At 65.0% G+C, this 26276-nt stretch carries 23 protein-coding genes and 2 rRNA genes (1 of these 25 running past the window's edge); 17 read left to right on the top strand and 8 right to left on the bottom strand.

Translation table 11 applies throughout. The features are described 5' to 3' along the window. Both ACZ5R1_RS05455 and rrf read left to right on the top strand, forming a co-directional pair. Positions 1 to 2845 (top strand): 23S ribosomal RNA (locus tag ACZ5R1_RS05455) (it extends 48 nt beyond the left edge of the window). 161 nt (positions 2846 to 3006) lie between these two features. Beyond that, positions 3007 to 3122, top strand: a 5S ribosomal RNA gene (rrf, locus tag ACZ5R1_RS05460). A 442-nt stretch (positions 3123 to 3564) separates the two neighbouring features. Here rrf and cmoB read toward each other — a convergent pair. From cmoB to lon, 4 genes are all read right to left on the bottom strand, one after another. Next, positions 3565 to 4533 carry a tRNA 5-methoxyuridine(34)/uridine 5-oxyacetic acid(34) synthase CmoB gene (gene cmoB / locus ACZ5R1_RS05465; RefSeq protein WP_145248612.1) on the bottom strand — a complete coding sequence of 323 codons (969 nt, stop codon included), beginning with the start codon at positions 4531 to 4533 and terminating at the stop codon, positions 3565 to 3567. After that, the gene (gene cmoA / locus ACZ5R1_RS05470; protein ID WP_027598420.1) at positions 4530 to 5267 is read right to left on the bottom strand and encodes a carboxy-S-adenosyl-L-methionine synthase CmoA; all 738 of its coding nucleotides are present in this window, start codon (positions 5265 to 5267) and stop codon (positions 4530 to 4532) included. The genes cmoB and cmoA overlap by 4 nt, the downstream gene beginning before the upstream one ends. A gap of 63 nt (positions 5268 to 5330) precedes the next feature. Further along, a complete protein-coding gene (locus ACZ5R1_RS05475) occupies positions 5331 to 5723 on the bottom strand; it encodes a protease inhibitor I42 family protein (RefSeq protein ID WP_108582941.1) in 393 nt (130 codons plus the stop codon). A gap of 61 nt (positions 5724 to 5784) precedes the next feature. Further along, positions 5785 to 8175 carry an endopeptidase La gene (gene lon, locus ACZ5R1_RS05480; RefSeq protein ID WP_027601420.1) on the bottom strand — a complete coding sequence of 797 codons (2391 nt, stop codon included), beginning with the start codon at positions 8173 to 8175 and terminating at the stop codon, positions 5785 to 5787. A gap of 228 nt (positions 8176 to 8403) precedes the next feature. On the opposite strand from lon, the gene ACZ5R1_RS05485 reads away from it, so the two are divergent. The 5 genes from ACZ5R1_RS05485 (at position 8404) to ACZ5R1_RS05505 (ending at position 13160) form a co-directional block, all read left to right on the top strand. Continuing rightward, positions 8404 to 9069 carry a methylamine utilization protein gene (locus tag ACZ5R1_RS05485; protein ID WP_042138079.1) on the top strand — a complete coding sequence of 222 codons (666 nt, stop codon included), beginning with the start codon at positions 8404 to 8406 and terminating at the stop codon, positions 9067 to 9069. Beyond that, positions 9053 to 11371, top strand: a complete 2319-nt coding sequence (locus ACZ5R1_RS05490; protein ID WP_464712848.1) for a putative bifunctional diguanylate cyclase/phosphodiesterase — start codon at positions 9053 to 9055, stop codon at positions 11369 to 11371. Before ACZ5R1_RS05485 ends, ACZ5R1_RS05490 begins: the two co-directional genes overlap by 17 nt. Further along, entirely contained in the window at positions 11368 to 12219 is an 852-nt protein-coding gene (locus ACZ5R1_RS05495; protein ID WP_150339377.1) for a DUF3034 family protein, read from the top strand. Before ACZ5R1_RS05490 ends, ACZ5R1_RS05495 begins: the two co-directional genes overlap by 4 nt. Next, a complete protein-coding gene (locus ACZ5R1_RS05500) occupies positions 12219 to 12644 on the top strand; it encodes a group I truncated hemoglobin (protein ID WP_007163016.1) in 426 nt (141 codons plus the stop codon). The genes ACZ5R1_RS05495 and ACZ5R1_RS05500 overlap by 1 nt, the downstream gene beginning before the upstream one ends. Before the next feature lie 78 nt (positions 12645 to 12722). After that, positions 12723 to 13160, top strand: coding sequence for an HhH-GDP family DNA glycosylase (locus ACZ5R1_RS05505; RefSeq protein WP_464712849.1), 438 nt, complete (start codon positions 12723 to 12725; stop codon positions 13158 to 13160). A gap of 51 nt (positions 13161 to 13211) precedes the next feature. Here the strand turns inward: ACZ5R1_RS05505 and ACZ5R1_RS05510 are convergent, their stop codons facing one another. Then, positions 13212 to 14318, bottom strand: a complete 1107-nt coding sequence (locus ACZ5R1_RS05510; RefSeq protein WP_027598414.1) for an alpha/beta hydrolase — start codon at positions 14316 to 14318, stop codon at positions 13212 to 13214. A gap of 109 nt (positions 14319 to 14427) precedes the next feature. Between ACZ5R1_RS05510 and ACZ5R1_RS05515 the strand changes: the two genes are divergently transcribed. After that, entirely contained in the window at positions 14428 to 14628 is a 201-nt protein-coding gene (locus ACZ5R1_RS05515) for a hypothetical protein (protein WP_007163019.1), read from the top strand. Here the strand turns inward: ACZ5R1_RS05515 and ACZ5R1_RS05520 are convergent. Then, positions 14625 to 15608 (bottom strand): DctP family TRAP transporter solute-binding subunit, encoded by a 984-nt coding sequence (locus ACZ5R1_RS05520; RefSeq protein ID WP_027598412.1) that lies wholly within the window; start codon positions 15606 to 15608, stop codon positions 14625 to 14627. The two genes, ACZ5R1_RS05515 and ACZ5R1_RS05520, sit on opposite strands and share 4 nt — an antisense overlap. 166 nt (positions 15609 to 15774) lie before the next feature. Here ACZ5R1_RS05520 and ACZ5R1_RS05525 point away from each other — a divergent pair, with 166 nt between their 5' ends. Beyond that, positions 15775 to 16608 (top strand): aldo/keto reductase, encoded by an 834-nt coding sequence (locus tag ACZ5R1_RS05525; RefSeq protein ID WP_027601428.1) that lies wholly within the window; start codon positions 15775 to 15777, stop codon positions 16606 to 16608. Here the strand turns inward: ACZ5R1_RS05525 and mnmC are convergent. Then, positions 16605 to 18542 (bottom strand): bifunctional tRNA (5-methylaminomethyl-2-thiouridine)(34)-methyltransferase MnmC2/FAD-dependent 5-carboxymethylaminomethyl-2-thiouridine(34) oxidoreductase MnmC1, encoded by a 1938-nt coding sequence (gene mnmC, locus ACZ5R1_RS05530; protein WP_464712850.1) that lies wholly within the window; start codon positions 18540 to 18542, stop codon positions 16605 to 16607. The genes ACZ5R1_RS05525 and mnmC overlap by 4 nt on opposite strands. 55 nt (positions 18543 to 18597) lie before the next feature. Continuing rightward, the gene (locus ACZ5R1_RS05535; RefSeq protein WP_007163023.1) at positions 18598 to 18813 is read right to left on the bottom strand and encodes a DUF6316 family protein; all 216 of its coding nucleotides are present in this window, start codon (positions 18811 to 18813) and stop codon (positions 18598 to 18600) included. A 297-nt stretch (positions 18814 to 19110) separates the two neighbouring features. On the opposite strand from ACZ5R1_RS05535, the gene ACZ5R1_RS05540 reads away from it, so the two are divergent. The 8 genes from ACZ5R1_RS05540 (at position 19111) to gspK (ending at position 25652) form a co-directional block, all read left to right on the top strand. Beyond that, positions 19111 to 19749, top strand: coding sequence for a peroxiredoxin (locus ACZ5R1_RS05540; protein ID WP_027598409.1), 639 nt, complete (start codon positions 19111 to 19113; stop codon positions 19747 to 19749). A gap of 163 nt (positions 19750 to 19912) precedes the next feature. After that, the gene (gene ssuE / locus ACZ5R1_RS05545; RefSeq protein WP_027598408.1) at positions 19913 to 20500 is read left to right on the top strand and encodes an NADPH-dependent FMN reductase; all 588 of its coding nucleotides are present in this window, start codon (positions 19913 to 19915) and stop codon (positions 20498 to 20500) included. A 15-nt stretch (positions 20501 to 20515) separates the two neighbouring features. Then, positions 20516 to 21481, top strand: coding sequence for a sulfonate ABC transporter substrate-binding protein (locus tag ACZ5R1_RS05550; protein WP_464712851.1), 966 nt, complete (start codon positions 20516 to 20518; stop codon positions 21479 to 21481). A 24-nt stretch (positions 21482 to 21505) separates the two neighbouring features. Then, positions 21506 to 22654, top strand: coding sequence for an FMNH2-dependent alkanesulfonate monooxygenase (ssuD, locus tag ACZ5R1_RS05555; RefSeq protein ID WP_064309466.1), 1149 nt, complete (start codon positions 21506 to 21508; stop codon positions 22652 to 22654). A 10-nt stretch (positions 22655 to 22664) separates the two neighbouring features. After that, positions 22665 to 23453: an aliphatic sulfonate ABC transporter permease SsuC gene (gene ssuC, locus ACZ5R1_RS05560; RefSeq protein WP_017639828.1), complete on the top strand. Its 789-nt coding sequence runs from the start codon at positions 22665 to 22667 to the stop codon at positions 23451 to 23453. Further along, positions 23450 to 24259 carry an aliphatic sulfonates ABC transporter ATP-binding protein gene (ssuB, locus tag ACZ5R1_RS05565; RefSeq protein ID WP_464712852.1) on the top strand — a complete coding sequence of 270 codons (810 nt, stop codon included), beginning with the start codon at positions 23450 to 23452 and terminating at the stop codon, positions 24257 to 24259. Before ssuC ends, ssuB begins: the two co-directional genes overlap by 4 nt. Before the next feature lie 23 nt (positions 24260 to 24282). After that, positions 24283 to 24498 (top strand): TOBE domain-containing protein, encoded by a 216-nt coding sequence (locus ACZ5R1_RS05570; protein ID WP_007163030.1) that lies wholly within the window; start codon positions 24283 to 24285, stop codon positions 24496 to 24498. A gap of 134 nt (positions 24499 to 24632) precedes the next feature. Beyond that, complete coding sequence (gspK, locus tag ACZ5R1_RS05575; RefSeq protein ID WP_464712853.1) at positions 24633 to 25652, top strand: type II secretion system minor pseudopilin GspK; 1020 nt, start codon at positions 24633 to 24635, stop codon at positions 25650 to 25652. Positions 25653 to 26276: the final 624 nt, after the last annotated feature.

A 26276-nucleotide genomic window follows, 5' to 3' on the forward strand; every position in this document is an offset into this window, starting at 1 on the left:
ATGAAAGACGTGATAGCCTGCGATAAGCTTCGGTGAGGTGGCAAATGACCTGTGACCCGGAGATCTCTGAATGGGGGAACCCACCTAGCATAAGCTAGGTATCTTAACCTGAATCCATAGGGTTAAGAGGCGAACCAGGGGAACTGAAACATCTAAGTACCCTGAGGAAAAGAAATCAACCGAGATTCCCTTAGTAGTGGCGAGCGAACGGGGACCAGCCCTTAAGTTGATTTGAGAGTAGCGGAACGCTCTGGAAAGTGCGGCCATAGTGGGTGATAGCCCTGTACGCGAAACGCTCTTATCAATGAAATCGAGTAGGACGGGGCACGAGAAACCCTGTCTGAATATGGGGGGACCATCCTCCAAGGCTAAATACTCCTGACTGACCGATAGTGAACCAGTACCGTGAGGGAAAGGCGAAAAGAACCCCGGAGAGGGGAGTGAAATAGAACCTGAAACCGTATGCGTACAAGCAGTGGGAGCCCACTTTGTTGGGTGACTGCGTACCTTTTGTATAATGGGTCAGCGACTTATTTTCAGTGGCGAGCTTAACCGAATAGGGGAGGCGTAGCGAAAGCGAGTCTTAATAGGGCGTCTAGTCGCTGGGAATAGACCCGAAACCGGGCGATCTATCCATGAGCAGGTTGAAGGTTAGGTAACACTGACTGGAGGACCGAACCCACTTCCGTTGAAAAGGCAGGGGATGACTTGTGGATCGGAGTGAAAGGCTAATCAAGCTCGGAGATAGCTGGTTCTCCTCGAAAGCTATTTAGGTAGCGCCTCATGTATCACTCTGGGGGGTAGAGCACTGTTTCGGCTAGGGGGTCATCCCGACTTACCAAACCGATGCAAACTCCGAATACCCAGAAGTGCCGAGCATGGGAGACACACGGCGGGTGCTAACGTCCGTCGTGAAAAGGGAAACAACCCAGACCGTCAGCTAAGGTCCCAAAGTCCTGGTTAAGTGGTAAACGATGTGGGAAGGCTTAGACAGCTAGGAGGTTGGCTTAGAAGCAGCCACCCTTTAAAGAAAGCGTAATAGCTCACTAGTCGAGTCGGCCTGCGCGGAAGATGTAACGGGGCTCAAACCAGGCACCGAAGCTACGGGTATCACCTTTGGTGATGCGGTAGAGGAGCGTTCTGTAAGCCTGTGAAGGTGAGTTGAGAAGCTTGCTGGAGGTATCAGAAGTGCGAATGCTGACATGAGTAACGACAATGCGAGTGAAAAACTCGCACGCCGAAAGACCAAGGGTTCCTGCGCAACGTTAATCGACGCAGGGTGAGTCGGTCCCTAAGGCGAGGCTGAAAGGCGTAGTCGATGGGAAACGGGTTAATATTCCCGTACTTCTAGTTACTGCGATGGGGGGACGGAGAAGGCTAGGCCAGCTTGGCGTTGGTTGTCCAAGTTTAAGGTGGTAGGCTGATCGTTTAGGTAAATCCGGACGGTCTAGGCCGAGAGCTGATGACGATCCTTCTTTTAGAAGGAGAAGTGGTTGATGCCATGCTTCCAAGAAAAGCCTCTAAGCTTCAGGTAACTAGGAACCGTACCCCAAACCGACACAGGTGGTCGGGTAGAGAATACCAAGGCGCTTGAGAGAACTCGGGTGAAGGAACTAGGCAAAATGGCACCGTAACTTCGGGAGAAGGTGCGCCGGTGAGGGTGAAGGGTTTACCCCGTAAGCTCATGCCGGTCGAAGATACCAGGCCGCTGCGACTGTTTATTAAAAACACAGCACTCTGCAAACACGAAAGTGGACGTATAGGGTGTGACGCCTGCCCGGTGCCGGAAGGTTAATTGATGGGGTTAGCGCAAGCGAAGCTCTTGATCGAAGCCCCGGTAAACGGCGGCCGTAACTATAACGGTCCTAAGGTAGCGAAATTCCTTGTCGGGTAAGTTCCGACCTGCACGAATGGCGTAACGATGGCGGCGCTGTCTCCACCCGAGACTCAGTGAAATTGAAATCGCTGTGAAGATGCAGTGTATCCGCGGCTAGACGGAAAGACCCCGTGAACCTTTACTGTAGCTTTGCACTGGACTTTGAGCTTGCTTGTGTAGGATAGGTGGGAGGCTTTGAAGCGTGGACGCCAGTCTGCGTGGAGCCATCCTTGAAATACCACCCTGGCAACCTTGAGGTTCTAACTCTGGTCCGTTATCCGGATCGAGGACAGTGTATGGTGGGCAGTTTGACTGGGGCGGTCTCCTCCTAAAGAGTAACGGAGGAGTACGAAGGTGCGCTCAGACCGGTCGGAAATCGGTCGCAGAGTATAAAGGCAAAAGCGCGCTTGACTGCGAGACAGACACGTCGAGCAGGTACGAAAGTAGGTCTTAGTGATCCGGTGGTTCTGTATGGAAGGGCCATCGCTCAACGGATAAAAGGTACTCCGGGGATAACAGGCTGATACCGCCCAAGAGTTCATATCGACGGCGGTGTTTGGCACCTCGATGTCGGCTCATCACATCCTGGGGCTGAAGCCGGTCCCAAGGGTATGGCTGTTCGCCATTTAAAGTGGTACGCGAGCTGGGTTTAGAACGTCGTGAGACAGTTCGGTCCCTATCTGCCGTGGACGTTTGAGATTTGAGAGGGGCTGCTCCTAGTACGAGAGGACCGGAGTGGACGAACCTCTGGTGTTCCGGTTGTCACGCCAGTGGCATTGCCGGGTAGCTATGTTCGGAAGAGATAACCGCTGAAAGCATCTAAGCGGGAAACTTGCCTCAAGATGAGATCTCACTGGAGCCTTGAGCTTCCTGAAGGGCCGTCGAAGACTACGACGTTGATAGGTCGGGTGTGTAAGCGCTGTGAGGCGTTGAGCTAACCGATACTAATTGCCCGTGAGGCTTGACCATATAACACCCAAACAATCTGACCGCGTGTCAGAGCGTGAGGAAGACGACGCCGAAAACGGGCGCGTGGGTTCGCAAGACCCCAAAGACGACACGTCTACTTCGATCACAGACCCAATTGGGCCAGCCAGGCAGCTCCATCGCCTGGCCAGCCAACCGAATTGCTTGACGAACATAGAGCATTGGAACCACCTGATCCCTTCCCGAACTCAGAAGTGAAACGATGCATCGCCGATGGTAGTGTGGGGCTTCCCCATGTGAGAGTAGGTCATCGTCAAGCGCCTAACACCCAGCACCCCCGCTCAGTTCATTCTGGCGGGGGTGTTGTCTTTGGGGCGGGAAAAGTTTGGCCGGGCGTCAGCATGCCTAGGCGCTGGGAGCAGATGATCGGCCAGCGAAGGCCTGAGGCTGCGTAGCTGAGGTTGCCCTCACCCTAGCCCTCTCCCGGGGGGAGAGGGGACCAGGAGCGGAGTGGCGGAGAGCTTGGCGCGGAGCCTGCTAGACGGTCACTGGTGGCACTCCGAAAAGAGCACAGGAGCTACAACAGCCCGGCTATTGCGGCCATGGCAATCCGCCGATGCCGCCGCTCCTGCTAAAAGGCATGCAGTAGGAGCGGCCCATGGCCGCGATCAGCTGGATGTTGGGCTTCGCTGCGCTCAACCCAACCTACCGCAGCGTTACGCGAGCAAGAAAAAGTCCGGCATGTGCCGGGCTTTTTGCGTTCAGGGTTTGCGGGCTATCAGGGTGGCGCGCAGGGGAGCGGGGAGGCCTTCGACAGTCAGGCTTGGATCTTCCGGATTCAGGAAGTCCGGTAGCGACTGGAAGCCCATCCATTCGGTGGAGCGCTGTTCGTCTACCGTCGTGGGGGTGAGGTCCACCAGGCGGACGTCACGATAGCCGGCGCGTTGCAGCCAGAGTTGCAGGGCGGCCGCGGAGGGCAGGAACCAGACGTTGCGCATCTGGGCATAGCGGTCTTCGGGTACCAGAACGGTGGTGGCATCGCCTTCGACGACCAGGGTTTCCAGGACCAGCTCACCGCCGCTGTCGAGGCAGTTCTTCAGATCCAGCAGGTGGTCGATGGGCGAACGACGATGGTAGAGCACGCCCATGGAAAAGACGGTATCAAAGCCGCCGTCCAGGACGGGCAGCTCTTCCAGTGTCAATGGCAGGTGCCAGGTGGGCAGGTCGGGCAGATAGCGGCGCAGGGCCTGGAATTGGCAATGGAACAGCCAGTTGGGATCGACACCCAGGACCAGGCTGGCTCCGGCGCCAAGCATGCGCCACTGGTAGTAGCCATTGCCGCAGCCGACATCCAGGACGCGCTTGCCCTGCAGATCCAGGTGAGGGGAGACCCTGTCCCACTTCCAGTCGGAGCGCCATTCGGTATCCAGGTGGAGATCGAACAGCTGGAAGGGGCCCTTGCGCCACGGGCGCAGTTGCAGCAGTGCCTCGCGCAGGGCCTGGTGCTGCTCCGCGGTAGGAGCACCGAGGAGGCGCACGGCCTCACTCAGTTCGACAGCCGCTACAGCGATTTCGGGGAGCGCATCGACACCCGCTTGCCAGCGCTGCAGATCGCCGTGGCCGCGGGCGTACTTGGCGGCCAGGACGGCTTCGAGGGACTGGGACCAGGTGGCCAGCGGGGTATCCGCCAGCGCCTGTTGCAGGGCTGCGAGGTAGGACGGCTGGGTCATGGCAGGGCGATCAGGGAGGTGAAGTTGAGGCATTGGAACCAGGGCACGACGGTGGTGAAGCCGGCGGCCTGCAGGCGCGCACGGTGTTCGTCCAGGGTGTCGGTGAGCATGACGTTTTCCAGCGCGGTGCGTTTCTGGGCGATTTCCAGCTCGCTGTAGCCATTGGCTCTCTTGAAGTCCAGATGCAAGCCGTTGAGCAGGGCCTGGGTCTCGGTCTCCGGAAAACGGATCTTTTCCGACAGCAGCAGGGCGCCGCCGGGCAGCAGGCTGGCGCGCAGTCGGCTGAGCAGGCCCAGGCGCTGTTCCGGGGCGATGAATTGCAGGGTGAAGTTGAGGGCGATCACCGAAGCCGGTTCGAGCGGGACTTCGAGGATATCGGCTTCCACCACCTCTACCGGGAGCAACTCCTCATGCATGGAGTCCTGGGCGCTGAGGTATTCGCGGCAGCGGGTAACCATGGCGGTGGAGTTGTCGATGGCCACCACCCGGGTACCCTCGGCGCGGACATGACGGCGCAGCGCCTGGGTCACGGCGCCCAGGGAGCAGCCGAGGTCATAGAGGCGGCTATGGGGCTGGGCGAACCGTGCGGCGATGACACCGAGATTCTCGACGATGGTGGGATAGCCCGGCACGGATCTCTTGATCATGTCGGGAAAGACGCGCACCACGTCTTCGTTGAAGGTGAAGTCGGCAGGAGGCTGCGGCGACGCGAACAGGCGGTCGGCTTCGCTCATGGGCGGTACCTGGAAAATCGAAAGGGGGCATTGTACCCCCGGCAGGCACCGCTGGACGTGGGCTCAGCGGATTTCGATACGGCAGTCGAAGCGGGCCTGGGGCTCGGCTTCGGCATCCCAGGGCTGGCGAGCCTGGAGTTCGAGATGGGCGCTGCCGGCGCTCTGGGCGCGGAAGCGCCAGAGGGACTGACCGGCGCTGCCGATGCCGCCCTGGTCCTGGCGCTGTTCGCGAAAGACTTCCGGGCCGAGTTGCCTGAGGTTGTCGCTGCGCTGAAGGATGGTCCAGCGATAGCCGCTGGTGGGATCGCTGGGCAGGGTCAGGGTCAGTTCCTGGCCGATGTGCATGGCCAGCGGGGTGCAGTCGCTGTCGTCACCCAGGATGAGGTTGCCGCTCGGCTGGGTGCTGCTGCAGCCGGCCAGGAGCAGACAGCCGCAGAACAGAAGACGGTTGGACATGGAAACCTCCGGGGTATGACGGCAAAACGCAGAGCATACCCCAAGAGGTCGGACGGTCAGACTAGAAGAGCACCTTGGCGACGTCGGCGAAGCGCTTAGCGAAGTGGACGGTCAGCCCCTCCTTGAGATAGGCGGGCAGCTCTTCGAAATCACCGCGATTGGGCTCCGGCAGGATCAGTTCACTGATCTTCTGCCGCCGCGCCGCGATGACCTTTTCCCGTACCCCGCCAATGGGCAGCACCTGGCCGGTCAGGGTCAGCTCGCCGGTCATGGCCACGTTCTTCTTGGGCGCCTGGTTGCGCGCCAGCGACAGCAGGGCGGAGGCCATGGTGATGCCGGCACTGGGACCATCCTTGGGCGTGGCGCCTTCGGGTACGTGCAGGTGGACGAGGGCCTGGTCGAAGAAGTTCGGATCGCCCTTGAAATCCTTGAGATGCGCGGTGACGTAGCTGTAGGCGATCTCGGCGGATTCCTTCATGACGTCACCCAGCTTGCCGGTGAGCTTGAAGCCGCGATTCAGGGTATGGATGCGCGTCGCCTCGATCGGCAGGGTGGCGCCGCCCATGCTGGTCCAGGCCAGCCCGGTGATGATGCCGACCCCGGACAGCACCTGCTCCTTGCGGAAGGGCGGCATGCCCAGATAGTCCTCGAGATCCGAGGCGCCGATCTTGATCTTGAGCTTGGGGTCCTCGATGAGCCTGACCACCGCCTTGCGCACCAGCTTGCCCAGCTGCTTCTCCAGCTGGCGTACGCCGGCTTCCCGGGCATAGCCTTCCACCAGGGCCTTGAGGGCACTGTCGGTGAGCGTCAGGCGATCCTTGGGCACCCCGGCCTTGTCCAGCTGCTTGGGCCAGAGGTGGCGCTTGGCGATGGCCTGCTTTTCCTCGGCGATATAGCCGGAGAGGCGGATGACCTCCATGCGGTCCAGCAGAGGCCCGGGAATGGAGTCCAGGGTGTTGGCGGTACAGACGAACAGCACCTTGGACAGGTCCAGGCGCAGATCCAGATAGTGGTCGAGGAAGTCGACGTTCTGCTCCGGATCCAGGGTCTCCAGCAGCGCCGAGGCGGGATCGCCCTGGTAGCTCTGGCCCATCTTGTCGATCTCGTCGAGCATGATGACCGGATTCATCACCTTGACGTCGCGCAGAGCCTGGACGAGCTTGCCGGGCATGGCGCCGATGTAGGTACGGCGGTGGCCCTTGATCTCGGCTTCGTCCCTCATGCCGCCGACACTGAAGCGATAGAAGGGGCGGCCGAGGGATTCGGCGATGGACTTGCCGATGCTGGTCTTGCCCACCCCGGGCGGACCCACCAGCAGCACGATGGAGCCGGTCACCTCACCCTTGAAGGCGCCCACCGCGAGGAATTCGAGGATGCGATTCTTGATGTCGTCGAGCCCGGCGTGGTGCCGGTCGAGCACCTTGCGCGCGTGCTTGAGATCGAGCTTGTCCTGGCCGTGGATACCCCACGGCAGATCGGTGGCCCAGTCCAGGTAGTTGCGGGTGACGCCGTATTCCGGCGAGCCGGTCTCGAGGATGGACAGCTTGTTCAGCTCGTCGTCGATGCGCTTCTGCGCGGCTTCGGGCAGGATCTTGCCGTCCAGGCGCTGGCGAAAACCTTCGATGTCGCTGCTGCGATCGTCCTTGGTGATGCCCAACTCCTGCTGGATCAGCTTGAGCTGCTCCTTGAGGAAGAATTCGCGCTGGCGCTCGTTGATCTTGCGATTGACCTCGGCGGACAGCTCCTTCTGCAGGCGCGCGACCTCGACCTCCTTGCGCAGCAGCGGCAGGACCTTTTCCATGCGCTGCAGCATGGGCACGGTATCGAGCACCTGCTGCAGTTCATCGCCCGGCGCGGTGGTGAGGGCGGCGGCGAAGTCGGTGAGCGGCGAGGGGTCGTTGGGGCTGAAGCGATTGAGATAGTTCTTCAGCTCTTCGCTGTACAGCGGGTTGAGGGGCAAGAGCTCCTTGATCGCGTTGATCAGCGCCATGCCGTAGGCCTTCACCTCGTCGCTGGGATCGGGACTGGGGCGCAGGTGCTCGACTTCCACCAGATAGGGCGGACGCTGCCGGCGCAGCCAGCCGCGGATGCGCACCCGCGACAGGCCCTGGGCCACGAACTGCAGCTTGCCGTCCTGGCGGGTGGCATGGTGGATGCGCACCAGGGTGCCGTGCTGCGGCAACTGGTCGGGATCGAAGCCGTCGGCATCGCCGGGTTGCTGCTCCATGTAGAACAGCGCCAGGCAATGGTGGTCGGTCTTGGCCACCAGCTCCAGGGTTTCCGCCCAAGGCTCTTCGTTGACGATGACGGGCAGTACCTGCGCCGGGAAGAAGGGCCGGTTGTGAATGGGGATGACGTACAGCTTGTCGGGAAGATTCTGGCCGGGTAGCACCAGACCGGTCTGGCCGGCTTCTTCGCTGAGAATGTCCGCTTGGTTGTCCTGATCGCTCATTGGCGTACCTTGGGCTTGGATGTAGGGCCAACATGGGGCGAGGGCGCTGCTTTTTCAACGCAGGCCGAGACCTGTCCTTCTTGACCGCCGGGCACCGCTTGAAGTGCGACGACCGGGGCAACGACTGGCCGTCGCGACGATAAAGATTCCCCCGAGACTGCCGCTAAAGCTGAAGTCACGCCGCGAAGCCGGCGAGAGTTTCCAAGGGCGCGCGGTGGAGAACAGCGGGTGAACAAGCGACATCTAGTAACGGGATTGCTGGTCTTGGGCCTCGGCAGCGCGCAGGCGGCGCCGGTCGCCGTGCAGGTCGTGGACAGCCAGGGAGCACCCCTGGCCGATGCGGTGGTTATGCTGTCAGCGCCGGGACTGGTGCCCGAGCGGCGGCCCGCGGCCATCGACCAGCAGAATCGGCGCTTCGTCCCCCATGTCCTGGCGGTGGCCACCGGGACGGCGGTGAGCTTTCCCAATACCGACGACATCCGCCATCAGGTCTATTCCTTTTCCAGCCCGAAGCGCTTCGAGCTGCCGCTCTACCACGGGCTTCCCAGCACGCCGGTGGTGTTCGACCAACCGGGCGTGGTGGTGGTGGGCTGCAATATCCACGATTGGATGGTGGGATACGTCTACGTGACCACCGCCGGGCGCTCCGCGGTGACCGACAGTCAGGGCCAGGCCCGCCTGGAGGCGCCGGACGGTCATTATCAGCTGGCACTGTGGCACCCCGACCTCAGCGACAAGCAGGAGGTCGCCCAGCCTGCGCTGGACGTGGCGGGCAAGCCGGTGACCCTGAAACTCCAGCTGGCGGTTCAGCCGAAGCCGCAGTCCGTGGAGCCGGCGAGCTCGGCTTTCGAGGATGCCTTCCACAAGGCCACGCACGATGAAGCTCATCCATAGTTTCCAGACCCGCATCGCCGGCAGTCTTTTCCTGCTGATGCTGGTGGTCATCACCCTGGTCTATCTGACGGTCAAGGCCGCCACCGAGGCCAGTGCGGTGCGCCAGTCCTATGACCAGCTCGACACCGGGGCGCGGGTCTTTCGCCAGGTGCTGGACGGGCGCTGCCGCCGGCTGAACGATGCCGTGCGGGTGCTCGCCGCCGATTTCGGCTTTCGCGATGCCGTCGCCAGTGGCGATGTGCCGACCCTGAGGTCAGCGCTGGCCAACCATGGCGCCCGGGTGGGCGCGGGCGATACCTATCTGCTGGATCTGGACGGCCGGCTGATCGCCAGCACCGTGGCGGCGCACAGCCAAGGCGAGCGGCTGCCCGTCGCGGTGGCGTCGGGCAATGACGGCAGCTGTGTGCTGGCGGGTACCGGCCTGCCGCAATTGCGGGTCACGGTGCCGGTCCGGGCTCCTGTGCCCATTGCCCAGGTGGTGATGAGTTTCGCCATGGATCAGGCCATGGCCGAGGAATTTCGCTCGCTGATCAACCTGGACGTGGTGTTTCTCGGCGAAGCGGCGCTGATGGCCAGTACCCTGCCGGAGGCGCAGGGACGGCTGCTGCTGCCTGAGCTGGCGAACGCGCCCAAGGGCAGCGATAGCTGGCAGCTGATCCTGGGTGATCGCCGCTATCAGGTCAAGCGGCTGACCCTCGGCACCGCCGACCATCCGGTACAGGTCTATCTGCTGCGTTCACTCGATCTGGCCATGGTCGAGTTCGAACCCCTGCTCAGGCAACTGGCGCTGATCGCCGGCGGTGCCCTGCTGGCGGCGCTGCTGGGCGCGCTCTGGCTGGCACGCAACCTGGCCCAGCCGTTGCGGCAGCTGTCGGTGATGTCCTGGCGGATCGGCCAGGGGGACTACGGGGTAAAGGTGGAAGTCCAGCGCCGGGACGAATTCGGCCGCTTGGCACAGGTGCTCGAAGAGATGCGCCAGGGCATCGCTGAACGCGAGCAGCGGCTAAATCACAATGCCTTGCATGATGCCCTGACCGGATTGCCCAATCGCATCCTGGCCGAGGAACGCCTGCGGGTCTTCATCGCCACCCAATCCCAGGTTTCGCTGCTGTACCTGGGGCTGGATGGCTTCCAGGCGATCAATGAAAGCGCCGGGGTCGCCGGGGGCGATCGGATGCTCAGGATGGTGGCCGAGCGGGCGCAGGTGCTGCTGGCCGGCCGTGGCTGCGTCTCGCGACCGGTGGGCGACGAGTTTCTCGTGCAGTTCTGCCGCGTCGGTCTGGAAGGCGCGGTGGGGCTCGCCGAGCAGCTGCGTCTGTCGCTGGCCGAGCCGATCGAGTGGGAAGGTCAGCTGTATCGTCTCAGTTGCCGGATCGGTGTCGTCGAATATCCGCGCCATGGCGACGATCCGACCCAGCTGATCGAGCGCGCGCGCAGCGCCATGCTCGATGCCGGGCAGTTGCCGGATCGCCTGCGGGTCTATGATGAAGGACGGGATGCGGCCCAGCAGCGGCGTCTGCAACTGGTCCACGATCTGCCGCTGGCGGGCGAGCGGGGTGAATTGATGCTGGTGTTCCAACCCAAGGTGGCGCTGCAGGGCAGCGGGCCGCACCAGGCCGAGGTGCTGCTGCGCTGGCGCCACGTCGAACTGGGCATGGTCTCGCCGGGTGAATTCATTCCCCTGGCCGAGCGCAGTGGCAGCATGGCCGGACTCACCCGCTGGGTGATCCAGGCGGCGATCCGGCAGCTGGCGCTCTGGCAGACCCAGGGCCGAGAGGTCAAGGTGTCGCTGAACGTCTCGGCGGTCGACCTGGCCGATGCCCGACTGCCCGAGCGGGTGATGGGCTGGCTGGATGACGCCGGCGTCTCGGCGCGGCAGCTAACCTTCGAGATCACCGAGAGCGCCATCATGGCCGATCCGGAAGCGGCCATCGCGCTGCTGACCCGGCTCTCCGTGCTGGGCATCCGGTTGTCGGTGGACGACTACGGCACCGGCCAGGCTTCCCTGGCACACCTGAAGCGGCTGCCGGTGGACGAATTGAAGATCGACCAGTCCTTCGTGAAGGAGCTGGCACCGGGCAACGATGACGCCGTCATCGTCCGCTCGACCATCGAGATGGGCCACAACCTGGGGCTGGAGGTGGTCGCCGAAGGGGTCGAGGAAGCCCGGGCCCTGGCGCTGTTGCGCAGCTGGGGCTGCGATGTGATCCAGGGGTACTACATCAGCCGCCCGGTACCGGCCGTGGAATTCGAGGCCTGGATGGAACGGCAGAGCCAGCCGGTGCTGGAGGCGCTGTCATGAGTCGTAGCTGGCTGCTGGCGGGGTTGCTGCTGGCGACCGGGGTGCAGGCCGACGGCGGCAAGCTGCTGGCCACCGGCGGCGCCAGCAGTCTGGAAGGCGCGGCGGGCGGTGGTATCACGCCCTGGGCGGTGATCGGCGGCTATGGCGAAAGCGGCCAGGCCGGCGCCACCGCCTTTGCCACCCGGGTATGGACCGGTGACTATCGGCTCGATGCCACCGGCGTGGCGGCGGCCTATGACAATCGGGTGGAGGTCTCCTATGCCCGCCAGCGCCTGGACATGCCGACCCTGCGGCGGTTGATGAAGCTCGAGGAAGACAGCCTCAGCCAGGACATCGTCGGCGCCAAGGTGCGCCTGGCAGGTGACCTGATCTACGACCGACTGCCGCAGATCGCCCTAGGCGTGCAGTACAAGCATCAGCGCGACTTTGGCATTCCTGCAGCTGTGGGGGCGCGGCGCGACAGCGATGTCGAGGGCTACCTGGGTGCCAGCCGGCTGTTTCTGGGCGGCGCCTTCGGCTACAACCTGCTGCTCAACGTCGGTCTCAGGTACAGCCGCGCCAACGAGATGGGGCTGCTGGGCTTCGGTGGCGATCGCAACGACAGCCGTCAGTGGCTCAAGGAGGGCTCGGCGGCGGTGTTCTTCAATCCCCAGTGGGCGGTGGGCATGGAATATCGCGAGAAGCCGCAGAATCTGTCCTTTACCCGAGAGAGTGACTGGGTGGATACCTTCGTCGGCTATTTCCCCAACAAGCATCTGTCGCTGGTGCTGGCCTATGCCTGGCTGGGCGAGATCGCCACCCTGGACGATCAGCAGGGCCTCTATCTGTCGCTGCAGGGGAGCTACTGATGCAGGCGAAGCCTCTGGTGCTGGCGGCGCTGCTGCTGATGCTGGGTTGCACGCCCCAGCCGCCGGCGGGCGATCGGCTCTATCAGGAGCTGGGTGGCCAGCCCGGCATCACCCGAATCGTCGAGGGGATGCTGCTCAACGTGGCGCGCGACGGGCGGATCCGGCACTACTTCGCCAATGTCGACATCGCGCGGCTGCGCAAGCTGCTCATCCAGAAATTCTGTGCCGATGCGGGCGGTCCCTGTCGTTATGAAGGGGCGAGCATGGCGGAAAGTCATCGCGGTCTGAATCTGCAACCCGCCGACTTCAATGCCCTGGTGGAAGACCTGCAACTGGCCATGCGGCGCGAGGGCATCCCGGAGCGGGCGCAGAATGCCCTGCTGGCGCGGCTGGCGCCGCAACGCGGCGAGGTGATCCGCCAGTAGCCTGCCGGCTGTCGCTGGTTTCGAACCTCGTCCGCGCCAGATCCTCCCTAGGCAAGATGCCTAAGAGAGGAATGATGCTTGAGCAAGACGACTTCTGCGGCCGATCTCGGTCTGACCCTGGCGCCGGGCGACGAGCCGGCGCTGTTCGGCTGGTTCCTGGCCAGCTACCTGTTCGGCAAGCGCATCTCCCAGAGCATCGCTGCCCAGGCCTGGACGGTGCTCTATCGCAAATACGGCCGCGACACGCCGCGCAAGCTGCTCAATCTGAGCTGGCAGCAACTGGTCAGCTATCTCGGCGAGGGCCACTACCGGCGTTATGACGAGAGCACCGCCACGCGCCTGCTGGATGTCTGTCGTCATCTGCAGGAAGACTATGGCGGCAGTTTTCTCAAGCTACGTAACGCCAGCGCCGATCGTGCGGATTTCGAGCGCCGCCTGCAGACCCTGAAGGGGGTGGGCCCCAAGACCTGCGAGATCTTCATGCGCGAGGCCGGGCCCTTGCTGTTTCCCGACTGAATGCACACCGCCGGCATGGGGCCGGCGGTGTTCACGACGGACGGAAGACTGTTATTTGCCCAGGTCCGTCTTGAGACGGCTGCCGGCATAGGCCTGGGCGTCCTTGGCCTTCTGCACCACCGCAGCGGTGCCGAAGAACTCGTGGGTGACGCCCGGATAGACCTTGCGCTCCACCTGGACGCCGGCCTGGCGCAGGGCGGTCTCCAGGAAGCCACCGTCGTCACGCAGGGGATCGATCTCGGCATTGACGATGGTCACCGGCGGCAGGCCGGCGAGGTCGGCGCGAGTCAGGTCCAGGCGCGGATCCTTGAGATCGGCGGGCGTACGGGTCACCTGTTCGACGAACCACAGCATCATTGGCCGATTGAGCGGCTTGGCGTCCGCATACTGCTCGTAGGACGGGGTATGGGTGTTGGTCTGGGCCACCGGATAGACCGACAGCACGTGCTTGGGTGCGGTGAGACCGGCCTTGCGGGCGGCCACGGCGGTCGCCACCGCCAGGTTGCCCCCGGCGCTTTCACCGGCCAGGGCCAGCCGCTGGGAATCGCCGTTGAGCGAGCCGGCGTGGGTGGTCACCCAGCGATAGGCCGCCAGGGCGTCATCATGGGCAGCGGGAAACTTGTATTCGGGCGCCTGGCGATAGTCCACCGAGACCACGATGGCATTGGCCTGCTTGGCCAGACCGCGGGCGCCACCGTCGTAAACGTTGCGATCGGCGAACACCCAGCCGCCGCCGTGGAAGTAGAGGATGACCGGGAAGGGACCCTGGCCCTCGGGGGTGTAGATGCGGGCGGGCAGCACCCCGGCGGCGCCATCCACAGCACGGTCGACGCTGGTCACGCCGGGTACCAGGGCCTCAGGCTGGGTGGGACGACCCTCGTCCTGCAGGACACCCTTGACCGCATCGGCGATGGTAGGCTGTTGGCGGGCCTGCTGAGCGGTGAGTTTTTCCACGGCCTTGGGATCGAAGCTGGCGTATTTGTTCAGCACCTTCTGCATGTCGGCATCGGTGCGCGCCATGCTCTTGGCATTGCTGATCGCCTCGGCACCCAGAGAACGTTTTTCCGGATCGCGGGCGCAGCCGGTCAGAGCCAGACCGGCGCCAACCAGAGCGAGGGCGAGGAGGGTGGGTTTGCTACGCAAGACGGATAGCGGCATGGCGGAAATCCTGTGCGAATTCAGAGGGCCTACCTGCAAACCGACATGCTTATCGCGCGAGAGGTTCCGGCGGACCGCTGGCAGGTACCTGGCGATCGGCCTGCTGGGATTGCTGGGTAGCCAGGCCGTCGCCGAGCCGGCGGCCTACTGGCGCTGGCGCAGCAACACCGATGGTCAGGACTTCTGTACCCAGACGCCGCCGGGGCCGGGTTGGGTCCGGATCGCGGGGCCCTTTCGCGATCTGCAGTGTCGCGAGGCGGGCAGTCTGCCCCTGCGCCGCTGGGCCGCGCCGCCGCAACAGTCCCGCTAGTTCGAGGTTTCCGCCGCCTTGAGCAGCGAGGCGCCGAGCTCGCCTTCGTAACGCTGCCACACAGGGCGCATGGCGTCCCGCCAGCGCGCCCGTTGTTCGGGAGTGAGGGTGATGATCTCGCTGCCACCCGCGGCGGCGATGCGCGCCCGATCACGCTGGTTTTCCGCCTCGGATTGCTTTTTCACCTCGAAGGTCACCTGGTCGATGATCTCTTCCAGGGTACTGCGTACGGCGAAGGGCAGGGTGCGCCAGCGATCCGCCTTGACGATCAGCATGTAGTCGAGGGCGCCATGGTTGCTCTCGGTGAAATAGCGCTGCTGCTGGTCGAGACGCTGGCTCCAGTAATTGGACCAGGTGTTCTCGGTGGCATTGACGGTGCCCGTGGTGAGCGCCTGCAAGGTCTGGTTGAAGGGCAGCCTGACCGCCGTGGCGCCCAGGGCCTCGAACTGGCTCTGCAGGACGTCGGAGTTCTGGATGCGGAACACCAGTCCCTTGGCATCGCCGGGTTCGCGCAGGGGCTTGCGCGCCGACAGCTGCTTGAGGCCGTTGGGCCAGTAGGCCAGGCCGATGACCCCGGCTGGCTCCAGGCTCTGCAGCAGCTGGCGACCGCTGGGCCGGGCCTGGAAGTGATCGAGGGCCGCACGACTCTCGAACAGGAAGGGCAGGTCGAACAGCTTGAGCTTGGGACTGAGTTCGGTGAGTTTGCTGATCGCCGGCGCCAGGATGTCGACCTTGCCGTCCTGCAGCGCCTGGAGTTCGTTGGCATCGGTAAAGGCCGTGCCGCTGGGCAGCACCTCCACCTGGACCTGCCCGGCGAGACGCTGCGCCACCAGCTGCTGGAACAGCTGAGCACCCTTGCCCTTGGGGGTCTCCGGCGCTACCACATGGGAAAACCTCAGAGTAATGACGTCAGCGTAGCTGGATGTCATGGGCAGGGCGGCGGAGAGCAGGGCGCAAAGGCCCAGGATCGACGACTTCATGGCAGGTCCTGGTGATTTTTCTTGGAATCCTTGTAGGCGTACTTTACCAGTGCGACGTCAGGTCGCAGGGCCTGTGGGAAGGCGTTGGCTGCCGTTTGGCGGATGACCGGGAGAATCGGCGTCGCGCTGGCGTTCTAACGACCACATCCAAGAGAAGGAAGCGCCCATGAATACCGCTCAAACCGTTCGTTTGCCCGATGGCACTACCGTTCCGGCGCTGGGCCAGGGTACCTGGCGCATGGGCGAGAACGCGGATCTGCATCGCCAGGAGGTCAGTGCCCTGCGCCAGGGGCTGGACCTGGGACTCACCCTGATCGACACCGCCGAGATGTATGGCGAAGGCCGCGCCGAGGAACTGGTGGGCGAGGCCATGGCCGGGCGGCGGGACGAGGTCTTCCTGGTGAGCAAGTTCTATCCGAAGAACGCCACCGAAGCCGGCGTACCCCTCGCCTGCGAGCGCAGCCTGAAGCGCCTGGGTACCGATGTCATCGACCTCTATCTGCTGCACTGGCGCGGCCAGGTGCCACTGATCGAGACGGTCATGGCGCTAGAGAAGCTGCGCGACGAAGGCAAGATCCGCCACTGGGGCGTTTCCAACCTCGACACCAGCGACATGCTCGAATTGAACGATGATCGCTGCAGCGCCAATCAGGTCCTCTACAACCTGGAACAGCGCGGTATCGAGCATGACCTGCTGCCCTGGTGCCAGCGTCAGCAGATGCCCCTGATGGCCTATTGTCCGCTGGGGCAGGGCGGGGATCTGCTGCGCCACCCGGCCCTGGCGACCCTGGCCGAACGGCATCAGGCCACCCCGGCGCAGATCGCCCTGGCCTGGGTGCTGCGTCAGCCGGGTGTGATCGCCATTCCCAAGGCCGGCGATGCCGGACATCTGGAAGAGAATGCGCGGGCCCTGGATCTGCGCCTGAGCGAAGAGGACTTCGCCCTGCTCGACGGCGCCTTTCCGCCGCCGCAAGCCAAGAGTCCGCTGGCGATCATCTAGCCGCCGCGAATCAACCGGCGCAGGGGGAAACGACTGGGGTGGCAGGCCTCGGCCACCTGCCGCGCCACCGGCAGGGGCTCGTCTTCCAGCCACGCCGCCAGCAGTTCGGCGGCCAGCGGGGTGGTGACCAGGCCACGGGAGCCGTGCGCCAGATTGACATAGAGTCCCTCGCGCCAGGGCGCAGGCTGCTCGGGTACCTGGCGGGCGTCGTAGGCCAGTGCCTGGTAGCGCTGGGCGAAGAGGTCTTCGTCCACCACCGGGCCGACCAGGGGCAGGTAATCCGGCGAGGTACAGCGGAAAGCCACGCGACCTTCCAGTTTCTCGGCTGCATAGCCTGCCGCTAACGCGGGTGACAATTCGGCGAGCAGGTGCAGGTTGCTCTGGTGTTCCACCTGGCTGGGTTCGGTGTCGCTCCGGTCGAACACGAAGCTGGCGCCCAGGCAGTGCCGACCTTCCCGCGCCGGGGCGAGATAGCCTTCGCCGCAGACCACGGTGGCCAGCGCCTGGCTATCCGGGGTTTCCGGCAGCGCGGACAGCTGTCCGCGGATCGCCTTCAGCGGCAGGCCGGGCAGCAGCGTTCGGGCCTGGGCGGCGCTGGCCACCACGACCACCGCCGCCGTCAGCGGCTCGCCCTGGGTGCTGGCCTGCCAGCCGTGCTCGGTCTGCTGGAGGGCGGTCACCTCGGTATGGGTGACCAGCTCGATATTCGGATGGGCCAGCCAGTGCGCGCACAGCGCCGGCGGATGCACCCAGCCTCCTTCCGGAAAGAACAGGCCCCCCGCCGTGAGACCGATTCCGGCCCTGTCGCTGGCGGCGTCGCTGTCCAGGGGCTGCAGCAGATCGGCGGGGAAGTGCGCGGCCAGTTGCGCCTGCCGCTGGGCGTCCTTGTCCGTCAGCGCCAGTTGCAGCACCCCGCAGGGTGACCAGGTCGCGCCCGTCGGCAGGGCCTGCAATTGGCGCAGGGTCAGGCCGAAGCCATCGAGGATCAGCCGACTGAGCGGGGTGTCATGGGCCGACAGCTTGAGATAGAGCACGCCCTGGGGATTGCCGGAGGCCTCCTGGGCGGGCGCCCCGTGGCGCTCGACGACCCGGACCTGCCAGCCGCGGCGGGCCAGGCTGGCGGCGGTGGCGCAACCGGCCAGGCCGGCGCCTATGACCAGGGCCGTGCGCGGGCCCTGGGGGCGCGTTGGGCGGACATACCAGGGCATGGGATCAGGGGCGACGGGGCGTTCCAGCATGCCTGCCAGCATTTCGCGCTTGTGGCCGAAGCCGGGCACCTTGGCCATGGCGAAGCCGGCCTCGTTCAGGCCGCGGCGGACGAAGCCGGCACAGGTAAAGGTCGCCAGGGTGGTGCCGGCATGGGACAGCCGAGCCAGCTCGGCGAACAGCGCGGGCGTCCACATCTCGGGGTTCTTGGCCGGGGCGAAGCCGTCCAGGAACCAGGCATCGCAACGGGCATCCAGTTCGGGCAGGCGCTCCAGCACATCGCCGACCAGCAGGGTCAGGGTGATGCGCCCGTCGCCCAGGATCAGCCGCTGGAAGCCTGGATGGATCGCCTGGTACTGCCGCTGCAGCGCTGCGCTGTAGGGGGCGAGTTCCGGCCAGAGACTCAGCGCCTGGGCGAGATCGGCAGCGGTCAGCGGAAAGCGCTCGACGCTGACGAAATGCAGGCGCGCTTCCTGTGGTGCCAGGGCGTCGAAGAGTTGCCAGGCGCAGAGGAAGTTGAGGCCGGTGCCGAAACCCGTCTCGCCGATGGTGAAGACTTCGCCCGGCACCAGCGCGGCGAAGCGTTCGGCCAGGCGATTCTGCTGCAGGAAGACATAGCGCGTCTCTTCCAGACCGCTGGCGCGGGAAAAGTAGACGTCGCCATAGGTGCGGGAGAGGGGTTGCCCGGAGGCATCCCAGTCGAGCTGGGCGTGCTGGAAATCGGTCATGAGCGGCGCGGCCTGGGATTCAGGGCGCGCAGTCTAAAGGATCGAGCGCAGGCGGTCAGACGTTGCTGACGGATTGGCGCATCAGGCCCTGAGAGGTCTGCAGCCGCTCGACGTAGCGATCGATCTGGTTGAGGGCTTCTTCGCGGCTGAAGAAGGGGCCTTCCAGGGTGCCCTCGCGGGTGGTGAAGAAAAACTGACCGTTGACCACGCTGACGCGCTCGCTACGGAAATGGGTGCTGGCACCGGGGTCGTCATTACGTTTGCCTAACATGAGAATCTCCTCCTCGTCTTGCCAACAGACCATGGCGAGCGCTGCGGGTTGCCCCGCTCGGCCAAATGGCGGTCCGTCGATCTTCCTTAGGTGTAGCACCCTAGCGGCCGCTGCGCCTGGGTGGAAAAAGCGCGACGAAATTGTGAGGGGCATCACGCAGCACAGGGCGTAGCCGCCGGACGATGGCCCTGGACGGGTCGTCTTTCGCGTTATAACCACAGCGTGATCCGATCTTTCCCGCCCGCTCTGGTGGGCGGCATAGTGCCGCTATCCCTACCTGCATCAGGAGAACTGCCAATGACCATCCGTCTGGGCGACATCGCCCCCGATTTCGAACAGGATTCCAGCCTGGGTCGCATCCGCTTCCACGAGTGGCTGGGCGACAGCTGGGGCGTGCTCTTCTCCCATCCGGCCGACTTCACCCCGGTCTGCACCACCGAACTGGGCCTCACCGCCAAGCTCAAGGACGAATTCGCCAAGCGCGACGTCAAGGTGATCGCCCTCTCGGTGGACGGCCTGGAATCGCACCAGGGCTGGATCAAGGACATCGAGGAAACCCAGGCGACCGCCGTGGGCTTTCCGATCCTGGCCGACGCCGATCGCAGTGTCTCGACCCTCTACGACATGATCCACCCCAATGCCAACGACACCCTCACGGTGCGCTCGCTGTTCGTCATCGATCCGCAAAAGAAGGTGCGGCTGTCGATCACCTATCCGGCCAGCACCGGACGCAATTTCGACGAGATCCTGCGGGTGATCGACTCCCTGCAGCTCACCGACAATCACAAGGTGGCGACCCCGGGCAACTGGAAGGATGGCGATGACGTGGTCATCGTGCCGTCGCTCAAAGACGAAGAAGAACTCAAGCGCCGTTTTCCCAAGGGCTACACCGCGGTGAAGCCCTATCTGCGCCTGACCCCGCAGCCCAATCGCTGACACCTGCGGTGACAAGAAAACCCCGGCTCCGGCCGGGGTTTTTGTTTTCTGGTTATAACCAAGTGCCTAAAGGATATTTTTAGGGAATAAGCACCCCTTGCTAAGGTCCGCTCATTCCTTTTCGAGCGGCGCGACACCGCTCCTTTTTATCCTGGAGGCGGCGATGCAGGTGGTGACTTTGGCGGGCAGTCCGGGAGCGCGGTCGCGCTCCACCGGCGTGCTGGATCTGGCAGCGAACTGGCTGCAGGCGCGCGGCGTGGAATTGTCGCGCTGGCGTATCCAGGACTTTCCCGCCGCCGACCTCATCGGTGCTCGTTTCGACAGTCCGCCAGTGGTGGAACTGATCGCCCAGTTGCAGGCCGCCGATGGCCTGGTGATCGCCACCCCGGTGTACAAGGCCTCCCTGGCCGGCGCCCTCAAGACCCTGCTGGACCTGCTGCCCGAACGCGCCCTGACCCATAAGGTGGTGCTGCCCCTGGCCACCGCCGGTTCCAGCGGTCATCTGCTGGCCATCGACTACGCGCTGAAGCCGGTGCTCTCGGCGCTCAAGGCCCAGGAAATCCTCAATGGCGTCTTCGCCGATGACAGCCAGGTCAGCTACACCGAGACCGGCGTCGCCCTGACCCCGGCGCTGGAGCAGCGCCTGCACGAATCCCTCGAACAATTCCACGCGGCCCTGGTGCGGCGTCCCCAACCCCTGACCCCCGAGCTGCTGGCCGATCGCATCGGTCAGGCGCGCTGGGGCATCTGACCAGGAGCGTTAGTCATGCAGTTCTCCTTCACCCGTTCGCTGCTCGCCATTTCCCTGCTGACCCTGGCCGCCGGCCTGGCGCAGGCGGAAGAGACGGTGCGCATCGGCTATCAGAAGTACGGCACCCTGATCACCTTGAAGGCCCGCGGCACCCTGGAGCAGCGCCTGGCCAAGGACGGCGTCAAGGTGCAGTGGACCGAATTCCCCGGCGGCCCGCAGCTGCTGGAAGGCCTCAACGTCGGCAGCATCGACTTCGGCGTGACCGGGGAGACGCCGCCGGTGTTCGCCCAGGCCGCCGGCGCCGATCTGGTCTATGTGGCCCACGAACCGCCAGCGCCCACCAGCGAAGCCATCCTGGTGCCCAAGGATTCGGCCATCCAGTCGCTGGCCGATCTCAGGGGCAAGAAGATCGCCCTGAACAAGGGCTCCAACGTCCACTACCTGCTGGTGCAGGCACTGGCCAAGGCCGGTATCCCCTACCAGGACATCCAGCCGGTCTACCTGCCGCCCGCCGATGCCCGCGCCGCCTTCGAGCGCGGCGCGGTGGATGCCTGGGTGATCTGGGATCCCTATCAGGCCGCCGCCGAGACCCAGTTGCAGGCGCGCACCCTGACCGATGCCACCGGCCTCGCCGACAACCACCAGTTCTATCTGGCCACCCGCAGCTTCGCCAAGGCCCATCCCGAACAGGTTGGCGCCATCGTCGACGAGGTGCGCTCGGTGGGCGAGTGGGCCAAGGCCCACCCCGATCAGGTCGCCGCCCAGGTGGCGCCGCTGCTGAACCTGCCGCTGGACACCGCCGAACGGGTGGTCAAGCGCCAGGGCTATGGCGCCCGCTTCATCAGTCCCGAGGTGGCGGCGCAGCAGCAGAAGATCGCCGACGCCTTCACCGCCCTCAAGTTGATTCCCAAGCCGCTGGTCATCCGCGACGTGGTGTGGACCCCGCCCGCCAGTCTGCAGACCGCTGCCGCCAAACCCTGAATTCGCCTGCTGGAGAAAGTCCCCATGAGTCTCGATATCTTCTGGTTCCTGCCGACCCACGGCGATGGTCACTACCTAGGTACCGCCGAAGGCGCCCGCGCCGTCGACCACGGCTACCTGACCCAGGTCGCCCAGGCCGCCGATCGCCTGGGTTTCGGCGGGGTGCTGATCCCCACCGGTCGCAGTTGCGAGGATTCCTGGCTGGTGGCCGCCTCGCTGATCCCGGTCACCCAGAAACTCAAGTTCCTGGTGGCCCTGCGCCCGGGGATCATCTCGCCCACCGTGGCGGCGCGGCAGGCGGCCACCCTGGATCGTCTGTCCGGCGGCCGGGCGCTGTTCAACCTGGTCACCGGCGGCGATCCTGACGAACTGGCCGGCGACGGCCTGCACCTGTCTCACAGCGAGAGATACGAAGCCTCGGTGGAATTCACCCGCATCTGGCGTCGCGTGCTGGAGGGCGAGACGGTGGACTATGACGGCAAGCACATCCAGGTGAAGGGCGCCAAGCTGCTCTATCCGCCGCTGCAGCAACCGCGCCCGCCGCTGTACTTCGGCGGCTCCTCCGATGCCGCCCAGGACCTGGCCGCCGAGCAGGTGGAGCTGTACCTGACCTGGGGCGAACCCCTGGACGCGGTGCGCGAGAAGATTGAGGCGGTCAAGGCCAAGGCCGCCGCCCAGGGCCGTACGGTGCGCTTCGGCATCCGCCTGCACGTGATCGTCCGCGAGACCAACGAAGAGGCCTGGAAGGCCGCCGACCGGCTCATCGCCAACCTGGACGATGCCACCATCGAAAAGGCCCAGGCCGCCTTCGCTCGCTTCGACTCGGTCGGCCAGCAGCGCATGGCCGCGCTGCACGGGGGCCGCCGCGACAACCTGGAGATCGCCCCCAACCTCTGGGCCGGGGTCGGCCTGGTGCGAGGCGGTGCCGGGACCGCGCTGGTCGGCGACGGTCCCACCGTGGCCGCGCGGGTCAAGGAATACGCCGCCCTGGGCATCGATACCTTCATCTTCTCCGGCTATCCGCACCTGGAAGAATCCTACCGGGTGGCCGAACTGCTGTTCCCGCACCTGCCGGTCAAGCGGCCGACCCAGGTGGAGGGCGCCAACTACGTGAGTCCCTTCGGCGAGATGGTGGCCAACGACATCCTGCCGCAGAAAGCGGCGCAGAGCTGAGGGGGCGGGCATGAGCAGCACGACCGAACGTCAACTCCAGCGCCTGGCGCCCTGGGTGGTGCCGGTGGCCCTGATCGTCGCCTGGCAGCTGTCGGTGAGCAGCGGCCTGCTGTCCAGCCGCATCCTGCCGTCACCGGCGGCGGTGCTGGAAGCGGGCTGGAGCCTGGTTAAGAGCGGTGAGCTCTGGCAACACCTGGCCATCAGCGGCTGGCGTGCCGGTATCGGCTTCGCCATCGGTGGCAGCATCGGCCTGGCGCTGGGCTTCATCACCGGGCTGTCGAAATGGGGCGAGCGCCTGCTCGACAGCACCCTGCAGATGGTGCGCAACGTGCCGCACCTGGCGCTGATCCCGCTGGTGATCCTCTGGTTCGGCATCGACGAATCGGCCAAGTTGTTCCTGGTGGCCCTGGGGGTGTTCTTCCCCATCTACCTCAACACCTACCACGGCATCCGCAACGTCGATCCGGCGCTGGTGGAGATGGCCCGCAGCTACGGCCTCTCCGGGGCGCGGCTGTTCTGGCACGTGGTACTGCCGGGCGCCTTGCCGGCCATCCTGGTGGGGGTGCGTTTCGCCCTCGGCCTGATGTGGCTGACGCTGATCGTCGCCGAGACCATTTCCGCCAGCTCCGGCATCGGCTACCTGGCGATGAACGCCAGGGAATTCCTGCAAACCGACATCGTGGTGCTGGCCATCCTGCTCTATGCCGTCCTCGGCAAGCTCGCGGATCTCGCCGCCCGCGGCCTGGAACGCGCCTGGCTGCGCTGGCACCCGGCCTATCAGAAGGGAGCCCACGCATGACCAGTCTGCAAGCCGTTCCGCCGCTGGCACGGGGCATCGCCCTGAAGCTGCAACAGGTGGTCAAGACCTTTGGCGAGCGCACCGTGCTCCATGGGATCGATCTGGAGCTCCCGGCCGGTCAGTTCGTCGCCGTGGTGGGCCGCAGTGGCTGCGGCAAGAGCACTCTGTTGCGCCTGGTGGCCGGACTCGACCGCGCCAGTGGCGGCACCCTGCTGGGGCAGGACGAACCCCTGGCGGCGCACCGCGAAGACACCCGGCTGATGTTCCAGGACGCGCGCCTGCTGCCCTGGAAACGCATCATCGACAACGTCGGCCTGGGCCTCAAGGGCGACTGGAAGCCCAAGGCGCTGGAAGCCCTGGAGGCGGTCGGCCTGGCCGATCGCGCCCAGGAATGGCCCTCGGCGCTGTCCGGCGGCCAGAAGCAGCGCGTGGCCCTGGCCCGCGCCCTGATCCACCAGCCGCGCCTGCTGCTGCTCGACGAGCCGCTGGGCGCCTTGGATGCCCTGACCCGCATCGAGATGCAGCAACTCATCGAGGGCCTCTGGCAGCGCCACGGCTTCACCGTGCTGCTGGTGACCCACGACGTGGGCGAGGCGGTGGCCCTGGCCGATCGCGTGGTGCTCATCGAAGACGGCCACGTCGGCCTGGATCTTGACGTCAACCTGGCGCGCCCCCGGGCCGCCGGCGATGCCCAACTGGCCCGCCTGGAAGCCGAGGTACTGGCCCGGGTGCTGCAGCAGCCGCTCAACCCCGATCTACCCGAAATCGTGCAACCCCTGCCCACGCAACTGCGCTGGGCCTACTGATCGATCACCCGAGGAGTTCTGCCATGACCATCAAGGCCATCAACGTTCGCAACCAGTTCAAGGGCACCATCAAGGAAATCATCGAGGGCTCGGTGCTTTCCGAGATCGACGTCCAGACCGCCGCCGGCATCGTCACCTCCGTCATCACCACCCGCTCGGTCAAGGAGCTGGAACTCCAGGTGGGCAGCGAGGTGATCGCCTTCGTCAAATCCACCGAGGTGTCCATCGCCAAGCTGTGAGGCGGCCCTGCTGGTGAGGAAACCCGCCCTGGTGGCGGGTTTTTTGTTGGGGCCTGGTGTTGGGTATCCGCGTCACTGCCACGATTCTGCAACCTGGGTCGGTTCCAATGCCGCTTTTGCCTGGAGGAATGCGGGTGCGGCGACAAAGGGGCGTGGCCCTGCTGATGGCGCTCTGGGCGCTGGCCCTGGTGGCGGCCTTGTTGCCGGTGCTGCTGGCCGAAGGGCGGGCCGAACTGCAGCGGGCGCGGTTGCTGGAGCACGAGACCCTGGCGCGGGCGCTGGCGGCGGGCGCCGAGCAGGTAGTCACCCAGGGCCTGATACAGGCCGGGGCCCGCCAACGTCCCGAGTTCTGGCAGAGCCTGAGGGGGGAGGTGCTGGCCTATGAGGTGGAGGGGGCCCAGGTCCGTGCCCAGCTGCGCGATCTGCACGGCTGCTTCAACGTCAACGCCCTGGCCGGCCCGGAGCGGGACCTGGCGTTACGGCAGCTGAAGCAGCTGCTGGCGCAGCGTCCGGGCGGCCTGGGCGAGCCCGGACTGACGGCTACGGCCTTTGCCGAGCGCCTCGCCGACTGGGTAGATGCCGACGGCGAGACCCGTGAATTCGGTCTGGAGAGTGCCGAGGCCCTGCGGCTGGCGCCGCCGCTGCTGGTGCCCAATCTGCCGCTGGCCGAGATCGGCGAACTGGATCGGCTGGAGCCGGCGCGCCCTGGTCGGCATCTGCACCTGCGTGAACTCTGTGCCCTGCCGGAAACCTCCGGCTGGCGCCTCAATGCCAATGCCCTGGGGCTGGGTCAGCTGGCGCTGCTGGAGGCGCTGTTTCTCGATGAGGTGCCGCGCGAGACGCTGCAACTGCTGATCACCGCGCGGCCCGCCCAGGGCTATGCCACGGTCGAGAGCCTGCGCGAAGCGCTGCCGGGGGTGGGGGAGGAGACCTTCAGCCTGCTGACCCAGCGGCTGATCCTCAACAGCGGCGACTTCCTGCTCGGGGTCGAGGTGAGTCGCGACGGCCAGGTCTTTCGCCAGGTGCGGCAGCTGGCGGCCCAGGGCGTGAGTCGCTGGGCTGCCGCAGTGCCGGCGCAACGGGTGCGCTGGCTGGCGACACGGGACACCACGCTGTGGGTACCGGGGCCGGGTGGCGCGGAGGTGTTGCAGTAGCCTTGCGGTCCGGGCCGTAGCGTGGAAAACGGCGCAGCCTTCCACAGGTGACTTCGTAGCGCGGAGCATGCCCTCACCCCAACCCTCTCCCAGGGGGAGAGGGGGTTGTCGGAGCAGGTGATCCGCTCCATCAACGCTTGAACCGTAGCGTGGAAAACGGCGCAGCCTTTTCCACAGGTGACTCCGTTGCGCGGGGCCTGCCCTCACCCCAACGCTCTCCCAGAGGGAGAGGGGGCTGTCGGAGCAGGCGAGCCGCTTTATCAATGCCAGATCCGTAGCGCGGAAAACGGCGCAGCCTTTTCCACAGGTGACTCCGTTGCGCGGGGCATGCCCTCACCCCAACCCTCTCCCAGGGGGAGAGGGGGTTGTCAGAGCAGGTGATCCGCTCCATCAAAGCCAGAGCCGTAGCGTGGAAAACGGCGCAGCCTTTTCCACAGGTGATTCGTTGCGCGGAGCATGCCCTCACCCCAGCCCTCTCCCCCTGGGAAAGGGGGTTGTCAGAGCAGGTGATCCGCGCCACCAGCGTCGGAGCCGTAGGATAGAAAACGGCGCAGCCTTTTCCACAGGTGGCTCCGATGCGCGGGGCATGCCCTCACCCCAACCCTCTCCCAGAGGGAGAGGGGG

Source organism: Pseudomonas sp. Pso3, from assembly GCF_055393275.1.

Excerpts from the sequence above, each read along its gene's own strand:
- cmoB (WP_145248612.1), bottom strand. The coding sequence starts at position 4,533 with ATGACCCAGCCGTCCTACCTCGCAGCCCTGCAACAGGCGCTGGCGGAT.
- cmoA (WP_027598420.1), bottom strand. The coding sequence starts at position 5,267 with ATGAGCGAAGCCGACCGCCTGTTCGCGTCGCCGCAGCCTCCTGCCGAC.
- ACZ5R1_RS05475 (WP_108582941.1), bottom strand. The coding sequence starts at position 5,723 with ATGTCCAACCGTCTTCTGTTCTGCGGCTGTCTGCTCCTGGCCGGCTGC.
- lon (WP_027601420.1), bottom strand. The coding sequence starts at position 8,175 with ATGAGCGATCAGGACAACCAAGCGGACATTCTCAGCGAAGAAGCCGGC.
- ACZ5R1_RS05490 (WP_464712848.1), top strand. The coding sequence starts at position 9,053 with ATGAAGCTCATCCATAGTTTCCAGACCCGCATCGCCGGCAGTCTTTTC.
- ACZ5R1_RS05495 (WP_150339377.1), top strand. The coding sequence starts at position 11,368 with ATGAGTCGTAGCTGGCTGCTGGCGGGGTTGCTGCTGGCGACCGGGGTG.
- ACZ5R1_RS05500 (WP_007163016.1), top strand. The coding sequence starts at position 12,219 with ATGCAGGCGAAGCCTCTGGTGCTGGCGGCGCTGCTGCTGATGCTGGGT.
- ACZ5R1_RS05510 (WP_027598414.1), bottom strand. The coding sequence starts at position 14,318 with ATGCCGCTATCCGTCTTGCGTAGCAAACCCACCCTCCTCGCCCTCGCT.
- ACZ5R1_RS05520 (WP_027598412.1), bottom strand. The coding sequence starts at position 15,608 with ATGAAGTCGTCGATCCTGGGCCTTTGCGCCCTGCTCTCCGCCGCCCTG.
- ACZ5R1_RS05525 (WP_027601428.1), top strand. The coding sequence starts at position 15,775 with ATGAATACCGCTCAAACCGTTCGTTTGCCCGATGGCACTACCGTTCCG.
- mnmC (WP_464712850.1), bottom strand. The coding sequence starts at position 18,542 with ATGACCGATTTCCAGCACGCCCAGCTCGACTGGGATGCCTCCGGGCAA.
- ACZ5R1_RS05535 (WP_007163023.1), bottom strand. The coding sequence starts at position 18,813 with ATGTTAGGCAAACGTAATGACGACCCCGGTGCCAGCACCCATTTCCGT.
- ACZ5R1_RS05540 (WP_027598409.1), top strand. The coding sequence starts at position 19,111 with ATGACCATCCGTCTGGGCGACATCGCCCCCGATTTCGAACAGGATTCC.
- ssuE (WP_027598408.1), top strand. The coding sequence starts at position 19,913 with ATGCAGGTGGTGACTTTGGCGGGCAGTCCGGGAGCGCGGTCGCGCTCC.
- ACZ5R1_RS05550 (WP_464712851.1), top strand. The coding sequence starts at position 20,516 with ATGCAGTTCTCCTTCACCCGTTCGCTGCTCGCCATTTCCCTGCTGACC.
- ssuD (WP_064309466.1), top strand. The coding sequence starts at position 21,506 with ATGAGTCTCGATATCTTCTGGTTCCTGCCGACCCACGGCGATGGTCAC.
- ssuC (WP_017639828.1), top strand. The coding sequence starts at position 22,665 with ATGAGCAGCACGACCGAACGTCAACTCCAGCGCCTGGCGCCCTGGGTG.
- ssuB (WP_464712852.1), top strand. The coding sequence starts at position 23,450 with ATGACCAGTCTGCAAGCCGTTCCGCCGCTGGCACGGGGCATCGCCCTG.
- ACZ5R1_RS05570 (WP_007163030.1), top strand. The coding sequence starts at position 24,283 with ATGACCATCAAGGCCATCAACGTTCGCAACCAGTTCAAGGGCACCATC.